The organism is Streptomyces sp. NPDC017095 (genome assembly GCF_044332325.1).
Lineage (GTDB): Bacteria > Actinomycetota > Actinomycetes > Streptomycetales > Streptomycetaceae > Streptomyces.
The window spans coordinates 450,800-467,576 of record NZ_JBIROU010000004.1 but is presented as its reverse complement, the minus strand read 5'-3'; the positions used below and the strand labels follow the sequence as shown (position 1 = coordinate 467,576).

The 16,777-nt window shown below is 74.1% G+C and carries 16 protein-coding genes; 3 read left to right on the top strand and 13 right to left on the bottom strand.

Translation table 11 applies throughout. From position 1 onward, the window contains the following. The first annotated feature begins 68 nt into the window (after positions 1–68). The gene (locus ACH4OA_RS11340; protein ID WP_225824687.1) at positions 69–377 is read left to right on the top strand and encodes a metal-sensitive transcriptional regulator; all 309 of its coding nucleotides are present in this window, start codon (positions 69–71) and stop codon (positions 375–377) included. 41 nt (positions 378–418) lie between these two features. Here ACH4OA_RS11340 and ACH4OA_RS11335 read toward each other — a convergent pair whose 3' ends face one another. Then, positions 419–580, bottom strand: a complete 162-nt coding sequence (locus tag ACH4OA_RS11335; protein WP_397968763.1) for a hypothetical protein — start codon at positions 578–580, stop codon at positions 419–421. A gap of 118 nt (positions 581–698) precedes the next feature. Beyond that, positions 699–1,559, bottom strand: a complete 861-nt coding sequence (locus tag ACH4OA_RS11330) for a hypothetical protein (RefSeq protein WP_365873051.1) — start codon at positions 1,557–1,559, stop codon at positions 699–701. Between the two features lie 145 nt (positions 1,560–1,704). Between ACH4OA_RS11330 and ACH4OA_RS11325 the strand changes: the two genes are divergently transcribed. Continuing rightward, the gene (locus ACH4OA_RS11325; protein ID WP_365873049.1) at positions 1,705–1,890 is read left to right on the top strand and encodes a hypothetical protein; all 186 of its coding nucleotides are present in this window, start codon (positions 1,705–1,707) and stop codon (positions 1,888–1,890) included. A gap of 54 nt (positions 1,891–1,944) precedes the next feature. On the opposite strand, the gene ACH4OA_RS11320 is transcribed toward ACH4OA_RS11325, so the two are convergent. From ACH4OA_RS11320 to mshD, 8 genes are all read right to left on the bottom strand, one after another. Further along, positions 1,945–2,370, bottom strand: coding sequence for an NUDIX hydrolase (locus ACH4OA_RS11320; RefSeq protein WP_397942457.1), 426 nt, complete (start codon positions 2,368–2,370; stop codon positions 1,945–1,947). Then, a complete protein-coding gene (locus ACH4OA_RS11315) occupies positions 2,367–3,569 on the bottom strand; it encodes a CHAD domain-containing protein (protein ID WP_397968731.1) in 1,203 nt (400 codons plus the stop codon). The genes ACH4OA_RS11320 and ACH4OA_RS11315 overlap by 4 nt, the downstream gene beginning before the upstream one ends. Beyond that, positions 3,550–5,823 carry an RNA degradosome polyphosphate kinase gene (locus ACH4OA_RS11310; RefSeq protein ID WP_397968730.1) on the bottom strand — a complete coding sequence of 758 codons (2,274 nt, stop codon included), beginning with the start codon at positions 5,821–5,823 and terminating at the stop codon, positions 3,550–3,552. Before ACH4OA_RS11310 ends, ACH4OA_RS11315 begins: the two co-directional genes overlap by 20 nt. Positions 5,824–6,149: 326 nt before the next feature. Next, a complete protein-coding gene (locus ACH4OA_RS11305) occupies positions 6,150–6,902 on the bottom strand; it encodes a hypothetical protein (RefSeq protein WP_397968728.1) in 753 nt (250 codons plus the stop codon). After that, entirely contained in the window at positions 6,899–7,951 is a 1,053-nt protein-coding gene (locus ACH4OA_RS11300; RefSeq protein ID WP_397968726.1) for an ABC transporter permease, read from the bottom strand. Before ACH4OA_RS11300 ends, ACH4OA_RS11305 begins: the two co-directional genes overlap by 4 nt. Beyond that, entirely contained in the window at positions 7,948–8,847 is a 900-nt protein-coding gene (locus ACH4OA_RS11295; protein WP_397942465.1) for an ABC transporter ATP-binding protein, read from the bottom strand. Before ACH4OA_RS11295 ends, ACH4OA_RS11300 begins: the two co-directional genes overlap by 4 nt. Further along, positions 8,844–9,230 carry a GntR family transcriptional regulator gene (locus ACH4OA_RS11290; RefSeq protein WP_397968724.1) on the bottom strand — a complete coding sequence of 129 codons (387 nt, stop codon included), beginning with the start codon at positions 9,228–9,230 and terminating at the stop codon, positions 8,844–8,846. Before ACH4OA_RS11290 ends, ACH4OA_RS11295 begins: the two co-directional genes overlap by 4 nt. A 145-nt stretch (positions 9,231–9,375) precedes the next feature. After that, positions 9,376–10,302, bottom strand: coding sequence for a mycothiol synthase (gene mshD, locus ACH4OA_RS11285; protein WP_365873033.1), 927 nt, complete (start codon positions 10,300–10,302; stop codon positions 9,376–9,378). A gap of 184 nt (positions 10,303–10,486) precedes the next feature. Here mshD and ACH4OA_RS11280 point away from each other — a divergent pair, with 184 nt between their 5' ends. Then, positions 10,487–12,274, top strand: a complete 1,788-nt coding sequence (locus tag ACH4OA_RS11280) for a bifunctional metallophosphatase/5'-nucleotidase (protein ID WP_397968723.1) — start codon at positions 10,487–10,489, stop codon at positions 12,272–12,274. A gap of 77 nt (positions 12,275–12,351) precedes the next feature. Here ACH4OA_RS11280 and ACH4OA_RS11275 read toward each other — a convergent pair whose 3' ends face one another. From ACH4OA_RS11275 to ACH4OA_RS11265, 3 genes are all read right to left on the bottom strand, one after another. Further along, a complete protein-coding gene (locus ACH4OA_RS11275) occupies positions 12,352–14,406 on the bottom strand; it encodes a pectinesterase family protein (protein ID WP_397968721.1) in 2,055 nt (684 codons plus the stop codon). A gap of 105 nt (positions 14,407–14,511) precedes the next feature. After that, positions 14,512–15,963, bottom strand: coding sequence for an ATP-binding protein (locus ACH4OA_RS11270; RefSeq protein WP_397968720.1), 1,452 nt, complete (start codon positions 15,961–15,963; stop codon positions 14,512–14,514). Then, the gene (locus ACH4OA_RS11265; RefSeq protein WP_365873025.1) at positions 15,960–16,694 is read right to left on the bottom strand and encodes a response regulator transcription factor; all 735 of its coding nucleotides are present in this window, start codon (positions 16,692–16,694) and stop codon (positions 15,960–15,962) included. Before ACH4OA_RS11265 ends, ACH4OA_RS11270 begins: the two co-directional genes overlap by 4 nt. Between the last annotated feature and the right edge of the window lie 83 nt (positions 16,695–16,777).

Sequence of the window (16,777 nt, the reverse complement as noted above, 5' to 3'; positions counted from 1 at the left end):
TATGTGTCCCTTTTGTCCATAGTGTGACCGTAGTTTGTCCGTAGTTCGTCCCGAGTCGGAGGCCAGCCATGACGACGACGACCGAGGCCGGCGCCACGCACGGCTACCACCACCAGAAGGACGAGCACCTCAAGCGGCTGCGCCGGATCGAGGGGCAGATCCGCGGACTCCAGCGGATGGTGGACGAGGACACCTACTGCATCGACATACTCACGCAGGTCTCCGCCTCCACCAAGGCCCTGCAGTCCTTCGCGCTCCAGCTGCTGGAGGAGCACCTGCGGCACTGTGTCGCGGACGCGGCCCTCAAGGGCGGCGACGAGATCGACGCGAAGGTGGACGAGGCCACGAAGGCGATCGGCCGGCTGCTGCGCACCTGAGCCGCCGGACGGGCCGGAAGGGGGCCGGGCGGGCCCGGTCCTCAGGCCGGATCCTGCTCCTCGGCGACCCGGAGCACCTCGTCGATGCTCTCCAGGCTCAGCCGGTCCTCCGCGGCCGACGCCGCGATGATCAGCTCCCCGCACAGCTCGATCTCGGCGAGAGCCACGTGGTCCTGAACCGTCGTGCCGCCGATCCGGGCCACCCGCCTCACCTCTTCTCCGCCGTCACCGCTCCCTAGGGTAGGCAGCGGTCCACGCACCGCGCATGGCACGGACGGGCTACTTACGGGAGGGCGTCCCGGACTAGTGCACTGGCCGGATTCAGCCGTCCGAGCCGGGCTCGTCCCCGGCGATCCGGCCCGCGTAGATGTCCGCCGGGGCCGGCAGCCGGATGTCGGCCGGGGCCCCGAAGTCGTACAGCAGCAGGGTGGAGGCGACCCCCACGGTGGCCTGCGCGTGGCCGTTGACGAAGCTGAAGCGCTGCCGCAGCTTGCGGATGCGGCCCGCGTCGTCCAGATAGACGTCGAACGGCACCTCGGCGGCGGCGAACCCTTTCGCCGCCGCGGCCAGCGCCGCCCTGTTCCCGGCCGAGGCGGACCGCGCCGCACGGCTCAGGTCGGCGGTGCCCCGGTAGTGCCGCACCGCCGTCCCGGCCACCTCGGTGCGGCCGACGAAGGACGCCTCGCGGGTCCCGCGCAGCACCTCGGCCGCCGCGTACGGATCGGTCGCGCCGCCGGTGACCAGATTGCCGTCGGACAGCGTGGCGGTGTCCACCCGCACCCACTTGTCGGCGGGCACGCCCGCGCCCCGGTTCTTCATGAACAGGGCGCCCGAGGCGAGGAGTTCGGTGATGGGCCGGTGTTCCGAGGCGCCCGTGGGGTCCTCGGGCAGCAGCACGGTGAGCCGGCCGAGGCGGCGCCGGTAGTCGTAGACGCCCCGGCCGCGGATGGTGACGCGGGTACCGCCGGTGGCCATCTCCATGGAGGTGGTGGCCTTGGAACTGCCCGCGCTGCGCAGCGCGTCGGCGGCCCGGTGCAGCACGGCGACGGGATCGCCCGCGCCCGGGACGCCCTCGGCGGCGGCCCCGCTGCCGGAACAGCCCGTGGCGCCCGCCCCGAGGCCGAGCAGGATGCCCACCGCGGCGGCCGTCCCGCCCGCGCGTCTGTGCTGCCGCCGATCCATCGCCTGCCTACCCCCAGCCGGTGTGTCCGTCACGGGCCCCCTGTCTGTCCGGATAACGACGGGTGGAGGGCGCCGTCACGCGCCGCCGGAAGCGCGTCGAAGACCGTGCGCACACCCGCCGCGCGGGCTGGGTACCGTTCCCGGTGTGGCAGTCACCTCGGCGCAGCAGGACGGGCCGGAACACGCCCGGTCCGGGCAGGAACACCGCACGACGACGACCGACCAGGGCCGCTTCTGCGTGGCCCGGTGCAGCTGCGGCTGGCGCGGTCCCGCCCGCCGGGCCCGCAGCCAGGCCCGCACGGACGCGGAGGGCCATACGACCGGCCCGTGAGGCCCGGCCGGGCCGACGGGCGCACCGCCGGCCCGCGGGGGGCTCAGGCCCGTCTCAGGCCGGGCGGGAAGCGGCGCCGGCCGCCGCGAGCGCGGGCGGGATCAGCGCCCTGTCCACGGCGTAGGTCAGCCGTGCGCGCGCCGCGTCCGGCGGCAGCCAGAGCAGCTCGCTCACCTCCGCGTTCGGCCGGAAAGCGCCGCCGGTCGACTCGGCCGCCCAGTACCGGACCTCCTTGTCCCGGCCCTCGTGGTCGACGTAGCGGGAGACCGGCAGCTCCGGGCCGAGCCGGCAGCCGTGCCCGGTCTCCTCGCGGACCTCGCGCAGGGCGGCCGCGCGGGCCGTCTCGCCCTCCTCCAGCTTTCCCTTCGGCCACGACCAGTCGGACCACCGGGGCCGGAAGACGAGGGCCAGTTCGATGCCGTCCGGGTCCGTGCGGCGCCACAGGACGCAGCCGGCCGCCCGGACCTCCGGATCGTTCACACCGCCTCCTCACGGGTCCAGGACGTGCCGACGGGATGCTTCTGCCAGCACTGCTGGAAGGCGAACCGGGCCGCCTCCACCTCGTGCCGCTGGTCGGCGTGGAGCACGCCGAGCGCGTAGGCGGTGGCGGGGGTGATCCGGGGCGTGCGGGCCGCCTGGGCCGCCGCCGCTGCCGCCTCCGAGGCGTCCCGGTGCCGGTTCAGCGCCTGGCCGGCCGTCAGCAGCCGTACGTCCAGGGGCGCGTCGCCGCCGTGCAGCACCTCGCGGGCGTACCGGTACAGCCGCAGCAGCAGCCGGACCTGGTGCCAGGGGCCGTCCTGCGGGTGCGGGGACGGCTCCGGGGACAGGCCGTGCACCAGCGCCTCGGCGTTGTAGGGGTGCCCGGCGGTGACCAGAGGGAGCGCGGCGACCGCGTCGGTGAGGCGCTCCTCGGCCGCGGCGGCCAGCGGGCCCAGGCCGGTGCCGGGCGCGGCGGCGGTCAGCGGGACCTCGCTGGCCAGTAAGGCCACCTTGTCGGCGACGGCGTGGAAGCGGGCCGAGCCGAGGGCCTGGAGCGCGGTGGAGTGGGCCCGGGTCCGGGCGAGGGTGAGCTGGCGTTCGAGCAGGGCGCCGGCCTTGGCCGCGCCGACCGTCAGGGTGCCGCGTTCCGTGGTCGCCGTGGCGCCGGCCGGGCCGCCCGCCCCGTCGGGCACCGCACCGCCCCCGCGCGCGGTCCGCACGGCCCGGCCGCCCGCGGCCACGGCGTCGGGCGCGCGGACCGGCAGGGCCGTCGCCCCGGACAGCCGGTGCAGCGCCAGCAGCAGCCGTTCGAGGCGGGCCTCGTAGGCGTGCTCCAGGCCCAGCGTGCCGGACAGCCAGGCCAGTTCCGGGCGCATCTCCTCGGACCAGCCGGCATCCAGCAGCGGCCGGAAGGTGTGCAGGCTGCCGCTGATGCGGCGGGCCGAGCGGCGCAGGGCGCGCGCCGCGTCCACGGACTCCCGCGCGCCGTCGCCGGCCGCGCCCGGGAAGCCACGCGCGCCGCCGCCGTTGCCGCCGGTCTCCCGGTGCAGGCGCAGGGCGCGCAGGAACTCGGTGGCCTGGCCGCGCAGATAGCCCGCGAGGGCGTCGCCGAGAGGGGCACCTCCCTGTTCGGGTGGGACCGGGAGCCCGGGGGACGCCTCGGCCGTGGGGTCCGTCGGGTCAAGGTGTTGCTGTGCCACGCCGGCGCCTCCGGGCGTCTATGAGCATCTCCTGGACATTGCGCAGGGGTTGGCCGTCCGCGTCGGTCGCGTGCCGCGTCCACTCGCCGTCCGGGCCGAGGTGCCAGGAAGCGGTGCGGTCGGACATGCCGGTGTCCAGCAGCCGGTTCAGGGCTGCGCGGTGGCCGGGGTCGACCACCCGGACCAGGGCCTCGATCCGGCGGTCGAGGTTGCGGTGCATCATGTCGGCGCTGCCGAACCACACCTCGGGCTCGCCGCCGTTGCCGAAGGCGAACACCCGGGAGTGCTCCAGGAAGCGGCCGAGGATCGAGCGGACCCGGATGTTCTCCGACAGGCCCGTGACGCCGGGGCGTATCGCGCAGATGCCGCGCACCCACACGTCCACCGGCACGCCCGCCTGGGACGCGCGGTACAGGGCGTCGATCACCGCCTCGTCCACCATCGAGTTGACCTTGATGCGGACGAAGGCCGGACGGCCCGCGCGGTGGTGCTGTATCTCCTTGTGGATGCGGGAGACCAGGCCGTCGCGCAGCGACTTGGGCGCCACCAGCAGGCGGCGGTAGGTCTCCCGGCGCGAGTAGCCGGACAGCCGGTTGAAGAGGTCGGAGAGGTCCGCGCCGACCTGCGGGTCCGCGGTGAGCAGGCCGAGGTCCTCGTACAGCCGGGCCGTCTTCGGGTGGTAGTTGCCGGTGCCGACGTGGCTGTAGCGGCGCAGCGTCTCGCCCTCCTGGCGGACCACCAGGGACAGCTTGCAGTGCGTCTTCAGGCCGACCAGGCCGTAGACGACGTGACAGCCGGACTCCTCCAGCTTGCGCGCCCACTTGATGTTGGCGTGCTCGTCGAAGCGGGCCTTGATCTCGACCAGCACGAGGACCTGCTTGCCGGACTCGGCGGCGTCGATGAGCGCGTCGACGATGGGGGAGTCGCCGGAGGTGCGGTACAGGGTCTGCTTGATCGCGAGGACGTCCGGGTCGGCCGCCGCCTGCTCAAGGAACGCCTGCACGGAGGTGGAGAAGCTGTCGTACGGGTGGTGCAGGAGCACGTCCCGGGCGCGCAGGGCCGCGAAGACGTCCGGCGCGGACGCCGACTCCACCTCGGCGAGGTCGCGGTGGGTGCCGGCGATGAACTTCGGGTACTTCAGCTCCGGCCGGTCCAGGCCGTGGATGCGGAACAGGCCGGTGAGGTCCAGCGGGCCGGGCAGCGGATAGACCTCGGCCTCGGAGATCTTCAGCTCGCGCACCAGCAGGTCCAGCACCTCGCGGTCGATGGACTCCTCGACCTCCAGGCGCACCGGCGGGCCGAAGCGGCGCCGCAGCAGCTCCTTCTCCAGGGCCTGGAGGAGGTTCTCGGTGTCGTCCTCCTCGACCTCCAGGTCCTCGTTGCGGGTGATCCGGAAGGCGTGGTGCTCCAGGATCTCCATGCCCGGGAACAGCTCTTCCAGGTGGTTGGGGGCGGCGATGACGTCCTCGATGGGGACGTAGCGGCCCGGGGAGGCCTCCAGGAAGCGGGAGAGCAGCGGCGGCACCTTCACGCGCGCGAAGTGCCTGTGGCCGCTGACCGGGTTGCGGACGACGACGGCCAGGTTCAGCGAGAGCCCGGAGATGTACGGGAAGGGGTGCGCGGGGTCGACGGCGAGCGGGGTGAGCACCGGGAAGATCTGCTGCCGGAACAGCGTGAAGAGGCGGGCCTGCTCCTTCTCCGTCAGCTCCGACCAGCGGACCAGGTGGATGCCCTCCTCGGCCAGCGCGGGGGCGACGTCCTCGTGGTAGCAGGCGGCGTGCCGGGCCATCAGCTCGCGGGAGCGGGCCCAGATCATCTCCAGCACCTCGCGCGGCTGGAGCCCGGAGGCGGAGCGGGTGGCGACGCCGGTGGCGATGCGGCGCTTCAGGCCGGCCACCCGGACCATGAAGAACTCGTCCAGGTTGCTGGCGAAGATGGCGAGGAAGTTCGCGCGCTCCAGCAGGGGCGTGGCCGGGTCCTCGGCCAGCTCCAGGACCCGCTCGTTGAAGGCGAGCCAGCTGCGCTCCCGGTCCAGGAAGCGGCCCTGGGGCAGGGCGGTGCCGCCGGCCCGGTCCTCCTCGTAGGCGTCGAGGCCGGCGTCGAGATCCGGGGCCAGGCCGGAGACCGCCGCGGCCACGGCACGCTGCCGGTGCGCGGCGATGGAGCCCACGGAGGGCTGCGGGGCCGGCTGGTCGCCGCGGCCGGCGGCGGGTGCCGGTTCGGACTCTGCTGCCTGGGTGTCTGGCTGGCTCATGAACCCATTCTTCCGCGCGAGGGGTGACACGGGCGCGTCGGAACGCGCGGGCGGGAGCCGCGGTGCCTGGGGCGCGGGCGGGAGCTGCGCGGGCGGGGGCTGCGCTGTCCCGTTCCCCGCGACGGGTCCCTCGGGAGGCGGCGAAGGCTCTGGCACGGCGGGCGTCATTGGCCGAGCGTCGCAAGCCTGACTGAATCAATGGTTACGGCGACATGACGTGCGGGATAGCGGGGGGCGGCCCGAAGGGGTTCCCGGGTGCGAAAACGCCGGTCCGGCGCGTCCCGCCCGGGGTGGGCGGGGCGTACCGGACCGGCGTGTTCCCGGACTCAGGCCGTGCGGTGGCGCAGGACGGCGTACGCGGCGGCGGTGGCGGCCGCGGCGAGGGCCAGCACCATGCCGGTGGCGGCCAGGTGCGGCGGCCAGAAGCCGGTGCCCGGACCGCGCAGCGGCCGCCACAGGTGGCGCAGGCCCAGCCGCAGGGCCAGGGTGGCGGCGCCGGCGGCGGCCAGCGCCGGGAGCGTGCGGCGCAGGGCCAGCCCGGCCAGCGTGCCGGCGGCCAGCGCGAACAGGGTGAGCGCGGGCAGCAGCGGGCCGCGCGGGATGAACACGCGGTCCCAGCTCCAGTGGGTGACCAGCACGTCCTGGTCGGCGGTCCAGACCGAGCCGAAGACCAGCGCGAGCACGGCGGCGCCGGCCAGCAGCGGCAGCGCGGCCGTGGTCAGCTTCGCGGTCAGCCAGCGCGCCGGGCCGACGGACTGGGTCCAGGCCAGCCGGGCGGTGCCGGACTCCAGCTCGCGGCCGATCAGCGCGGCACCGGCCCAGGCGGCCACCGCGCAGGGGGCGTAGGAGAGGACCTCGCCGAGGGCGTTGACGACGTTGGTGGTGTCGGTGAGCGCGGTGGAGGAGCACCAGTGGCCGGGCCGCAGACAGGCCCGGTCCCGGGGCGCGCCAAAGCGGTGGACCCAGAGCAGCGCGCCGGCCGCGAGCAGGACGAACGCGGTCCACAGCAGCAGGGCCGGCCGGTGCAGCCGCAGCACGGCGCGCCGGGTGGCCGGACGGGCGGGGGCGAGCGCGGTCATCCGGCGGCTCCCGCGCCGCCGGTCTTCTCCAGGCCGGGAGTACGGCGCGGAGTACGGCCCGGCGTCCCGGTGGTGCGGCGCCGCAGCAGCAGGAAGGCCGGCACGGTCAGCAGGGCGGTGAGGGCGAGCAGCAGGCCGGTCGCCGCCAGGTGCAGGGGCCAGTAGTGGGAGAAGGGGTGGTAGTCGACGTAGAAGCCGGTGACACCGCGCCGGTCGTTGAGCCGCCGGCAGGCCGTGGTGGCGTCGGTGAGACAGTTCAGGGTCGTCTCGTGGGCGCCGGTGGAGGTGACGACGCCCTCCTCGACCTTGATGCCGGAGTACTCCGGGAACGTCCGGCGGCCGGCGACGCGGGTGGCGGCCGGCCACAGGTGCGGCAGGCCGGTCTGGACGGCGGTCCACAGGGCGGCCACGGCGAGCGGCGCGGCGCAGAGCGCGACCAGCGAACGGCCGAGGAGCAGCCCGAGGAGGGCGCCGATGACCAGGCCGGCCAGCGCCAGCCCGAGGACGAGCGGGCCGCCCGAGACGAACGTGGGCATGTCGTACCAGGTCTTGGCGGTCTCGATGCGGCCGTCGCCCGCCGTCCACGCCCGGTGGTGCAGCAGCACCAGCAGCCCGGTGCCGGCGGTGACCAGCGCGGCGGGGACCGCGAGCCGGGCGGCCAGCCAGCGGGCCGGGGTGACGGCCTGGGTCCAGGCGAGCCGCGCGGTGCCGCTCTCCAGCTCCCGGCCGGTCAGGGCCGCGCCCGCCCAGCCGGCGACCAGGAACGGGACGGCCAGGACGGCGAAGGTCGTGTACTGGTAGACGTCCTTGTAGCGCAGGATCGCGTCCTGGTCGTAGGAGCAGGGGCCGCCGCGCGCGCAGCCGGCGTCGTACTCCCGCCAGGCCGCCGCGGCGGCGTCGGTCAGCGGGCCCCCCAGCCACAGCAGCGCGCCGGCCAGGACGGCGACCAGACCGGCCCAGGCGTACAGGGCGGGGCGGTGCAGGCGCAGCAGCCAGCGGACCGTGCGCGGCCGGCCGGCGGCCGGGGAGGGCAGGGCGGTGACGGTCATGCGGCACACTCCTCGGTCAGGCCCGGCGCGCCCGGGTTGCGCAAGTGGGCCAGGACCAGTTCCTCCAGCGAGGGCGCCGAGGTGCGCCAGTCGCCGGTCAGCGGTCCGGCCGGCCGGATCAGGGCGGTGAGCTGGCGTCCGGTGACCCGGGACTCCACCACGGTGTGCGGGTCTGGCAGGGCGGCCTCCGCCGGGCCGCTCACCCGCAGGTGGGCGGCGCGCAGCTCGTCGATGTCGCCGGCCAGCCGGATCCGGCCGGCGCCGACCAGCAGCAGGTGGTCGCAGGACTCCTCCAGCTCGGCGACGACGTGCGAGGACATCACGATCGTGGTGCCGTACTGGGCGGCCTCGGCCATCAGCGTGCCCATCAGCTCGTGGCGGGCGAGCGGGTCGAGGTCGGCCATCGGCTCGTCCAGCAGGAGCAGCGCGGGCCGCTTGCCGAGGGCCAGGGCGAGCGCGACCCGGGTGCGCTGGCCGCCCGAGAGGGAGCGGACGCGGGCCTTCGGGTCCAGCTCGCCGGCGGCCACGACGTGCCCGGCGACGGCCGGGTCCCAGCGGCCCGGGTTGAGGTCGGCGCCCATGCGCAGCGTCTCGGCGACGGTGAGCTGCGGGTACAGCGGCTTGTCCTGGGCGACGAAGCCGACCCGGGGCCGGGCGGCGGCCGGTGTGGTGCCGAGGACGCTCACCGCGCCCTCGGTCGGGGCGGTGAGCCCGGCGGCCAGGGCGAGCAGGGTGGACTTGCCGGCGCCGTTGGGACCGACGACGGCGCACACGCGCCCGGCGGGCAGCCGGAACGAGCAGTCCCGCAGGGCCCAGCGCTTCCCGGGCTCCCGGCCCCGCCGGCGGCCGAACCGTTTCCCGAGAGCCTCGGCCCTCAACGCCGTGTCGCTGCTCATGTCGGGTCTCCCTGGAAGTGCTCGTCGAGTACGGCAGTGAAGAGTGCGGCCACGTCGTCCCGGTCCAGCCCCGCGGCGCGGGCCCGGCCGGCCCACTGCGCCAGCTCCGCGCGCAGCGGGGAGTCGGCGGGGGCGCTGCCGAGGGCGCGCCGGACGAAGGTGCCGAGCCCGCGCCGCGCCTCCACCAGGCCCTCCCGCTCCAGCTCCCGGTACGCCTTCAGGACGGTGTTGGGGTTGATGGCGGTGGCCTCGACCACCTCGCGCGCCGTGGGCAGCCGGTCGCCCGGGACCAGCAGGCCGAGGCGGAGGGCCTGTTTGGTCTGCTGGACGATCTGCACATAGGTGGCCACGCCGCTGTGCCGGTCGATGCGGTACTCGACCATCGGGACCACCCTTTCACTAATTAAGTAGTGAAAGGGTGGTGCAAGGAGGCCCGGAAAGTCAACCGGGCCCGGCCGCCTGCCCCGGTCAGGGGATCGGGTCAGGCGGCCGGGCCCGAGTGCGTCCGGTGGGCGGTCTGGCTTCCGCTCACGTCTCCGCGCGGTACATCAGGTCCGTCTCGTGGACGGTGAAGCCCAGCCGTTCGTACACCGTCACCGCGGCCTTGTTGTCGGCGTCGACGTAGAGCATCGCGGTCGGCAACTGCTGGGCGGCCAGGTGGCGCAGGCCGATCGTGGTGAGGGACTTGCCGAGGCCGCCGCCCTGTTCGCCGGGCCGCACCCCGAGGACGTACACCTCGCCCAGGCCCTCCTCGGCGTGCACCTTCGTCCAGTGGAAGCCGATCAGCTCGCCGCGCCGCTCGGCGAGGAAGAACCCGGCCGGGTCGAACCACGGCTGGGCCTTGCGGTCGTCCAGGTCCCGCTGGGTGAGCGCGCCCTGCTCCGGGTGGTGGGAGAAGGCGGCGGCGTTCACCGCGAGCCAGGCGGCGTCGTCCTTGCCGGGCACGAAGGCGCGCACCGACACGCCCTCGGGCAGCACCGGGTCGGGCAGGTCCAGGCCGGTCAACGGCCGCCGCATCTGGCGCAGTTCGCGGAACAGGGTCAAGCCAAGCACCTGGGCCAGGTGCCGGGCGGCGGGGTGGCCGCCGTGCGCCCACACCCGCAGCCGCTTGCCGGAGGCGGCGAGCAGGGCGGAGCCGAGCGCCCGCCCGTGCCCGTGCCCGCGGTGCCCGGGGTGCACGACCAGCTCGGCGGCCGGCGCCTCCACCGGGTCGGTGTCCTCCAGCTGGGCGTAGCCGGCCAGTTCGCCGTCGGACGTCAGCAGCAGGTGCGAGACGCCCGTCCGGGCTCCGCCGCGCAGTTGCAGCCGGCCCTGTTCGGACACCGGCTGCTGCCCGTCGGTCCGGGCGGCCTCGCCCAGCAGGTCCAGCACGGCCTCGGCCTGGTCCGGGGTGAGCGCGGAGTGGGTCTCGATGGAGCGGGCGGGGAAGCCCCGTACGGTGTCGTCGCTGCTCATGCGTATGAGGGTACGGGCCCGCCGGGGCGAAGTCCCGGCACACCGGCGGCAACGCGACGACCGGCCCGCCCGGCCCGCGCGGCGGCAAAGGGAAACCATGATGTAACCCCGAACCCTCTGTCGCGCTACGCGCGTTGACCCTAGGCTGCGCGAGCCATCACAGCCGACCCACAGGGGGGTTCCCATGCCAGCCGCGCCCCGGCGCACCAGACGCCGTGCCTCCGCCTTCCTCGCCGCCGCGGCCGGACTCGCCACGGCGGCGGCGCTCACCGCCGCGCTCCCGGCACAGGCCCACGAGGACCACCACCACCGTCCGGGCCGCTACCAGGACGTCCAGCTGCTGTCCTTCAACGACCTGCACGGCAACCTGGAGCCCCCGTCCGGCTCGTCCGGGCGGATCACCGAGGCGCAGCCGGACGGCAGCACCAAGACGGTGGACGCGGGCGGGGTCGAGTACCTCGCGACCCATCTGCGCCAGGCCCGCGAAGGCCACCCCTACTCGGTCACCGCGGCCGGCGGCGACCTGGTCGGCGCCTCCCCGCTGCTGTCCGGGCTGTTCCACGACGAGCCCACCATCGAGGCCCTGAACAAGCTGGACCTGGACGTCACCTCGGTCGGCAACCACGAGTTCGACGAGGGCGCCCGGGAACTGGCCCGGCTGCAGAACGGCGGCTGCCACCCCACGGACGGCTGTTACGCCGGCCGCGGGTTCCAGGGCGCCGACTTCCCCTACCTGGCCGCGAACGTCCTGGACGACACGACCGGCGAGCCGATCCTGAAGCCGTACTGGGTCTGGCGGAAGAACGGTGTCCGGATCGGCTTCATCGGGGTCACCCTCGAAGGCACCCCGGGCATCGTGTCCGCCGCCGGTGTCAAGGGCCTGACCTTCAAGGACGAGGCCGAGACCATCAACAAGTACGCCCGGCAGCTCCAGCGCCAGGGCGTGCAGTCGATCGTGGCGCTGATCCACGAGGGCGGCTACCCGGCCTCCGGCTCCTACAACTACGACTGCGACTCCCCGGGCGCCGGCAGCGGCCTGTCCGGTCCGATCGTGGACATCGCCAAGAACGTCACGCCCGCGGTGGACGCCCTGGTCACCGGCCACACCCACAACGCCTACGTGTGCACGGTCCCGGACCCCTCGGGCCGGCCCCGCATGGTCACCTCGGCGTCCTCCTTCGGCCGCCTCTACACCGACACCACGCTGACCTACGACCGCCGCACGGGCGACATCGTGCGTACGGCGGTGAAGTCCGCCAACCACGTGGTCACCCGGGACGTGCCCAAGGCGGCGGACCTGACCGGTCTGATCGACCGCTGGAACGCCCTGGCCGCCCCGATCGGCAACCGGCCCATCGGCTACGTCTCCGCCGACATCGGCAACACCGGCACCGAGTCCCCGATGGGCGACCTGATCGCCGACGCCCAGCTCGCCCACGGCCGTGAGCTGGACCCGCGCACCAGCCTGGCCCTGATGAACCCGGGCGGCGTGCGGGCCGGCCTGACCTACGCCGCCAAGGGCACCGAGGGCGACGGCGTGGTCACCTACGCCGAGGGCTTCACGGTCCAGCCGTTCGCCAACACCGTGAACCTCCAGGACCTCACCGGCGCCCAGCTCGTCCAGGTGCTCAAGGAGCAGGTGAGCGGCGCCAACGCGGCGGCCCCGAAGATCCTCCAGCCGTCCGCCGGCCTCACCTACACCCTGGACCTCACCAAGACCGGCGCGGACCGCGTGGTCACCGCCTCCATCCGGCTGAACGGCGCCCCGGTCGACCCGGCCGCCACCTACCGCGTCGCTACCAACAGCTTCCTCGCGGGCGGCGGCGACGGCTTCGCGACCCTGGGCCAGGGCACGAACGACCTGGTCGGCGCGGACGACCTGACGGCCCTGGCGAAGTACCTGACCGCCAACTCGTCCGCCACCGCGCCGATCACCCCGCCGAAGCCGGACCGGATCACGATCGTGCAGTAACCCGGGACCCGGGCCGCCCGCAAGGAGCCGCAGGGATCCGGGCCGCCCTCAGGACGCCACCGGAACCCCGGCCGTCCTCAGGACGCCGTGGGCGTCCAGTCGCCCAGCCAGTCGCCGATCTCCTGGGCGGTGGCCTGGGCGTCGGTGAGCTGGGGGCGGTCCGGGCCGGCCGGGGCGGCGCCGGCGCCGGTGTCGCGGTACTCGGCGAAGCGGTCGTCCTTCCAGGAGAAGCCGCTCATGTCGGTCCAGGGCGCCGTCTTCACCGCGGCGCTCAGGGTGGTGTCGCGGACGGTGGTCTGGGGATCGAGGGTGGCGTCGCCGCCGGCGTGCCAGGGGCGGCCCAGGTAGAAGCTGCGGTCGGCGACGTCACCGCTCACGGCGCAGTTCGCGATCAGGATGCCCTTGCGGCCGGCCGCCGTGCTGGGCGCGGTGACATAGCCGGCCGACGTGCCGTTCCAGCGCTTCTTCAGCGTGATGACCGACTTGTCGAGGACGGCGGTGGCCCGGCCGAAGATGAAGTCGACGTTGCCGACGACGTAGGAGTTCGTCAGGTAGACCCGGCCCGGCTTCTCCTTGGCGGCGGTGTCCAGCAGCAGCGTGTCCTGGTCGCCGCTGACGATGATCCCGTCCAGGAACACCTTGTCGGCGGCGGTGCGCAGCGCGACGGCCTGCTGGGCGATGTCCTGGTGCGCGCCCTCGTCGAAGTCGTTGGTGATGCTGAGGTTGCGGGCCTGGAAGTCGTCGGCCTCCACGGCGACGGTCGCGCTGCCGCCGGTGCCGTAGGTGCCCGAGCCGTCCGGCTTCTTCGTGCCGGAGGCGTTGCCGTAGACGATGACGGTGTCCTTGCGGCCGGCGCCGGTGCCCTGGAGGGTGACGTGCGGCTTGTCCGCCGGGATCCTCACCGTCTCCCGGTAGGTGCCCGGTTTGACGGCGATGACGACCCGGGAGGCGTTGCCCGCGGGGACGGCGTTCACGGCGGCCTGCACGGTCGTGTACTGCCCCGAGCCGTCCTTGGCGACGGTGAGCGTGGTCGCGGCGGCCTTGACGGCCCTCGTGCCGAGCGAACCGCGCGGTCCGGCACCGGCCTTGACCAGCGCCGGCACGTCGGCGGCCCGGTCGGGGGTGTAGCCGTAGAAGCTCTCCGGGTCCCAGGCGGCGCCCGTGCCGCCGCTCTCGTTGCGGCCGCCGGTGCCGGAGAAGACGTTGCCGCGCTGCACGAGCGTGGCGGTGGCGTCCCTGATCACCGGGTTGTCCAGGCCCTGGAAGTAGGAGTTCTCCAGCAGCATGTTGGTGTGGCCGCGGGCGTAGGTGCCGTAGGAGGCCGTGATCGCGGTGCCCGGCTCGTCCTGGAGGTAGTTGTTGTACAGGTGCGCGTGGGCGACGTTGTCCGTGGAGGGGTTGCGCTGCTCGGTCTCGCGGATCCAGTTGTGGTGGATCGTCAGGTCGGCGGTGGTGTTCTCGGTCCAGCCGATGCCGAACGCCTTGTTCTCCTGGCCGAGCCGGTTCCAGGAGACGGTCAGGTACGTGGTGTCCTTGCGGCTGTCGATGAGCCCGTCGGCCATGTGCCGGATGTCGTTGTGGTCGATCCACACGTGGTGGGCGCCGTCCATCTGGATGCCGTCGTAGTCGTGCTCCTTGTCGTTCCAGACGCCCTGGTACGCGTCCCGGATGGTGAGGTTCCGGATGATCACGTTGTGGACGCCCTGGCCGAGGAAGAAGCCGCCGCCGACGATCTGGCCCGAGGTGCCGGAGCCGATGATGGTCTTGTCGGAGCGGACCTTGATCTCCTTGCCGACCGGGTCCATGGTGATCGCGGCGGCCACGACGATGACGTATGGCTGCTCGGCGGTGGCGTACTTCTCCAGGTCGGCGAGCGTCCTCACGGTGACGATCTCGCCGCCGCGCCCGCCGTAGGTGCCGTTCTGCCCGAGCGCGTCCACCGAGGCGAACCCGTCGGCGGCGGCCGTGGCCCAGGCCGGTACGGCGGTGGTGGCGGCGGAGGCGCGCGGCTGGGCGCCGGGGCCGAGCAGGCCGTAGCCGAGGCCGGCCGTGGCGGTGAGCGCGAGCGGCAGCCCGAGCGCGAACGCGGCACGGCGGCGGCGGTGACGGACGCGGGGCGTACGGGAACTCATGGGCGACTCCAGTCGGTTGGCCGGGCGGGGTGCTGAGCCGGAGTCGCCGCGGGACGGGCGGAGGTTGCCGCGCGCCCGCACCCGGGGCGCCGGCCGCCGCGCCGGTCAGCCGGCCGGGGCCGGCGGCGGAGGTGTCGGGGCGCCCGGCAGCCGGACCGTGGCCACCGTGCCGCCGCCCTCGGCGCGGGACAGGACGACCTCGCCGCCGGCCTGCTGGACCGTACGGGCCACGATGGACAGGCCCAGACCGGACCCGGGCAGGGCGCGGGCGCCGGGGGAGCGCCAGAACCGGTCGAAGACGTGGGGGAGTTCGTCCTCGGGGATGCCGGGGCCGTGGTCGCGGACGGTCAGCACGCCGTCGTGCAGCCGCACCTCGATCGTGCCGCCCTCGGGGCTGAACTTCACCGCGTTGTCCAGCACGTTGACGACCGCGCGCTCCAGCGCGGACGGCTCCGCCCGGACGAACCAGGGCTCCAGGTCGGCGGTGAGGGACAGCTCCGGACCGCGCAGCCGGGCCCGGCGCAGGGCCGCCTCGACGGTGTCCCGGAAGTCGACCACCTGCACCCGCTCGCCCCGCTGCCCCTCGGAGCGGGACAGCTCCTGGAGGTCGCCGATCAGCGCGCCCAGCTCGGTCATCTGCGCCTTGACCGAGGCGAGCAGCGCCTTGCGGTCCTCGGGCGGCAGCGGGCGGCCCGTCTCCTCGCTGCGGGTGAGCAGTTCGACGTTGGTGCGCAGCGAGGTCAGGGGCGTGCGCAGTTCGTGGCCGGCGTCGGCGATCAGCTGCTGCTGGAGGTCGCGGGAACTGGCCAGCGAGGCGGCCATCGAGTTGAAGGACCGGGACAGCCGGGCGATCTCGTCCTCGCTGCCCCGCTCCACGGGGATGCGCACGCTCAGGTCGTCGGTCCGGGCCACGTGCTCGACGGCCTCGGTGAGCTTGTCGACGGGACGCAGCCCGACCCGGGCGACCGCGAGCCCCGCGGCGCCGGCGCCGACGACCCCGATGGCGGACACCAGCAGCAGGATCAGCGCGAGGTCGTTGAGGTTCTTCTGGGTGCTCTTGAGCGGTATGGCGATCAGCACGCCGACGTTGGGCCCGCGCTCGCCGGCCCCCGTGGCGGTGGCGAGGAGGGGCTTGGTGAGCACCCGTACGTCGTTGCCGTCGGAGTCGGTGCCGTTGCGGAAGTAGATCGTGCCGACGTCCAGGTGCCTGATCTCCGACCGGTCGGCCTCGGTGACGTTGATCTTCGCCGAGGCGCCGGCGAACAGACAGACCTTGCCGTCCTCCGTGACCACCTGGGAGTACCTGTCCCCGAAGATGCTGTCGGCGGGCGGCCGGTCCGTGCAGTTGGCGAGGGCGAAGAGCACCTGGTCGGTCTCGGTGGTGTTCCGCAGGGACTTGCGCAGGTTCTCGTCGACCTGGTCGTACAGCTTGCGCTGCACGATGAACCAGCACGTCACCGAGACCGCCGCCACCGCGAACGCCACCGCCGCAGCCACCAGCATCGCCAGCCGGGCCCGCAGCGGCAGCGCCCGGTAGCGGCGCACCAGACGGCTCACTCGGCGCCGCCCTGCCTGAGGACGTAGCCCACGCCGCGCACGGTGTGCACGAGGCGCGGTTCACCGCCCGCCTCGGTCTTGCGGCGCAGGTACATCACGTACACGTCGAGCGAGTTGGAGGACGGCTCGAAGTCGAAGCCCCACACCGCCTTCAGGATCTGCTCCCGGGTGAGCACCTGGCGCGGGTGCGCCATGAACATCTCCAGCAGGGTGAACTCCGTGCGGGTCAGCTCGACGGGCCGGCCGCCGCGGGTGACCTCCCGGGTCGCGAGGTCCATCCGCAGGTCGGCGAAGGTGAGTGCGTCGTCCCGCTGGGCCTCGGCGGACACGGCCGCCGCGTAGGAGCTGCGGCGCAGCAGCGCGCGGATGCGGGCGAACAGCTCGTCCAGCTCGAAGGGCTTGACCAGGTAGTCGTCGGCGCCCGCGTCCAGGCCGGTGACCCGGTCGCCGACCGTGTCGCGGGCGGTGAGCATCAGGATCGGTGTGGTGTCCCCCGTGCCCCGGATGCGGCGGGCCGCCGTCAGACCGTCCATGCGCGGCATCTGGATGTCGAGCACCAGCAGGTCCGGCCGGTAGCCGTCGGCCTTCTCCAGGGCGTCCGCGCCGTCGACGGCGACCTCGGTGTCGTACCCCTCGAAGGCGAGGCTGCGCTGCAGCGCCTCCCGTACGGCCGGCTCGTCGTCGACGATCAGGATGCGCTGGGGGTCACGGTCGCCTTCGGCGGGGCTCATCGCTCGCGGTGTCCTCGGGGTGCGGTGGGTCGGGTGCGGGTGCCTCTCAGCGTGCCACGTCCGGGGGGCCGGCGAGGGACACG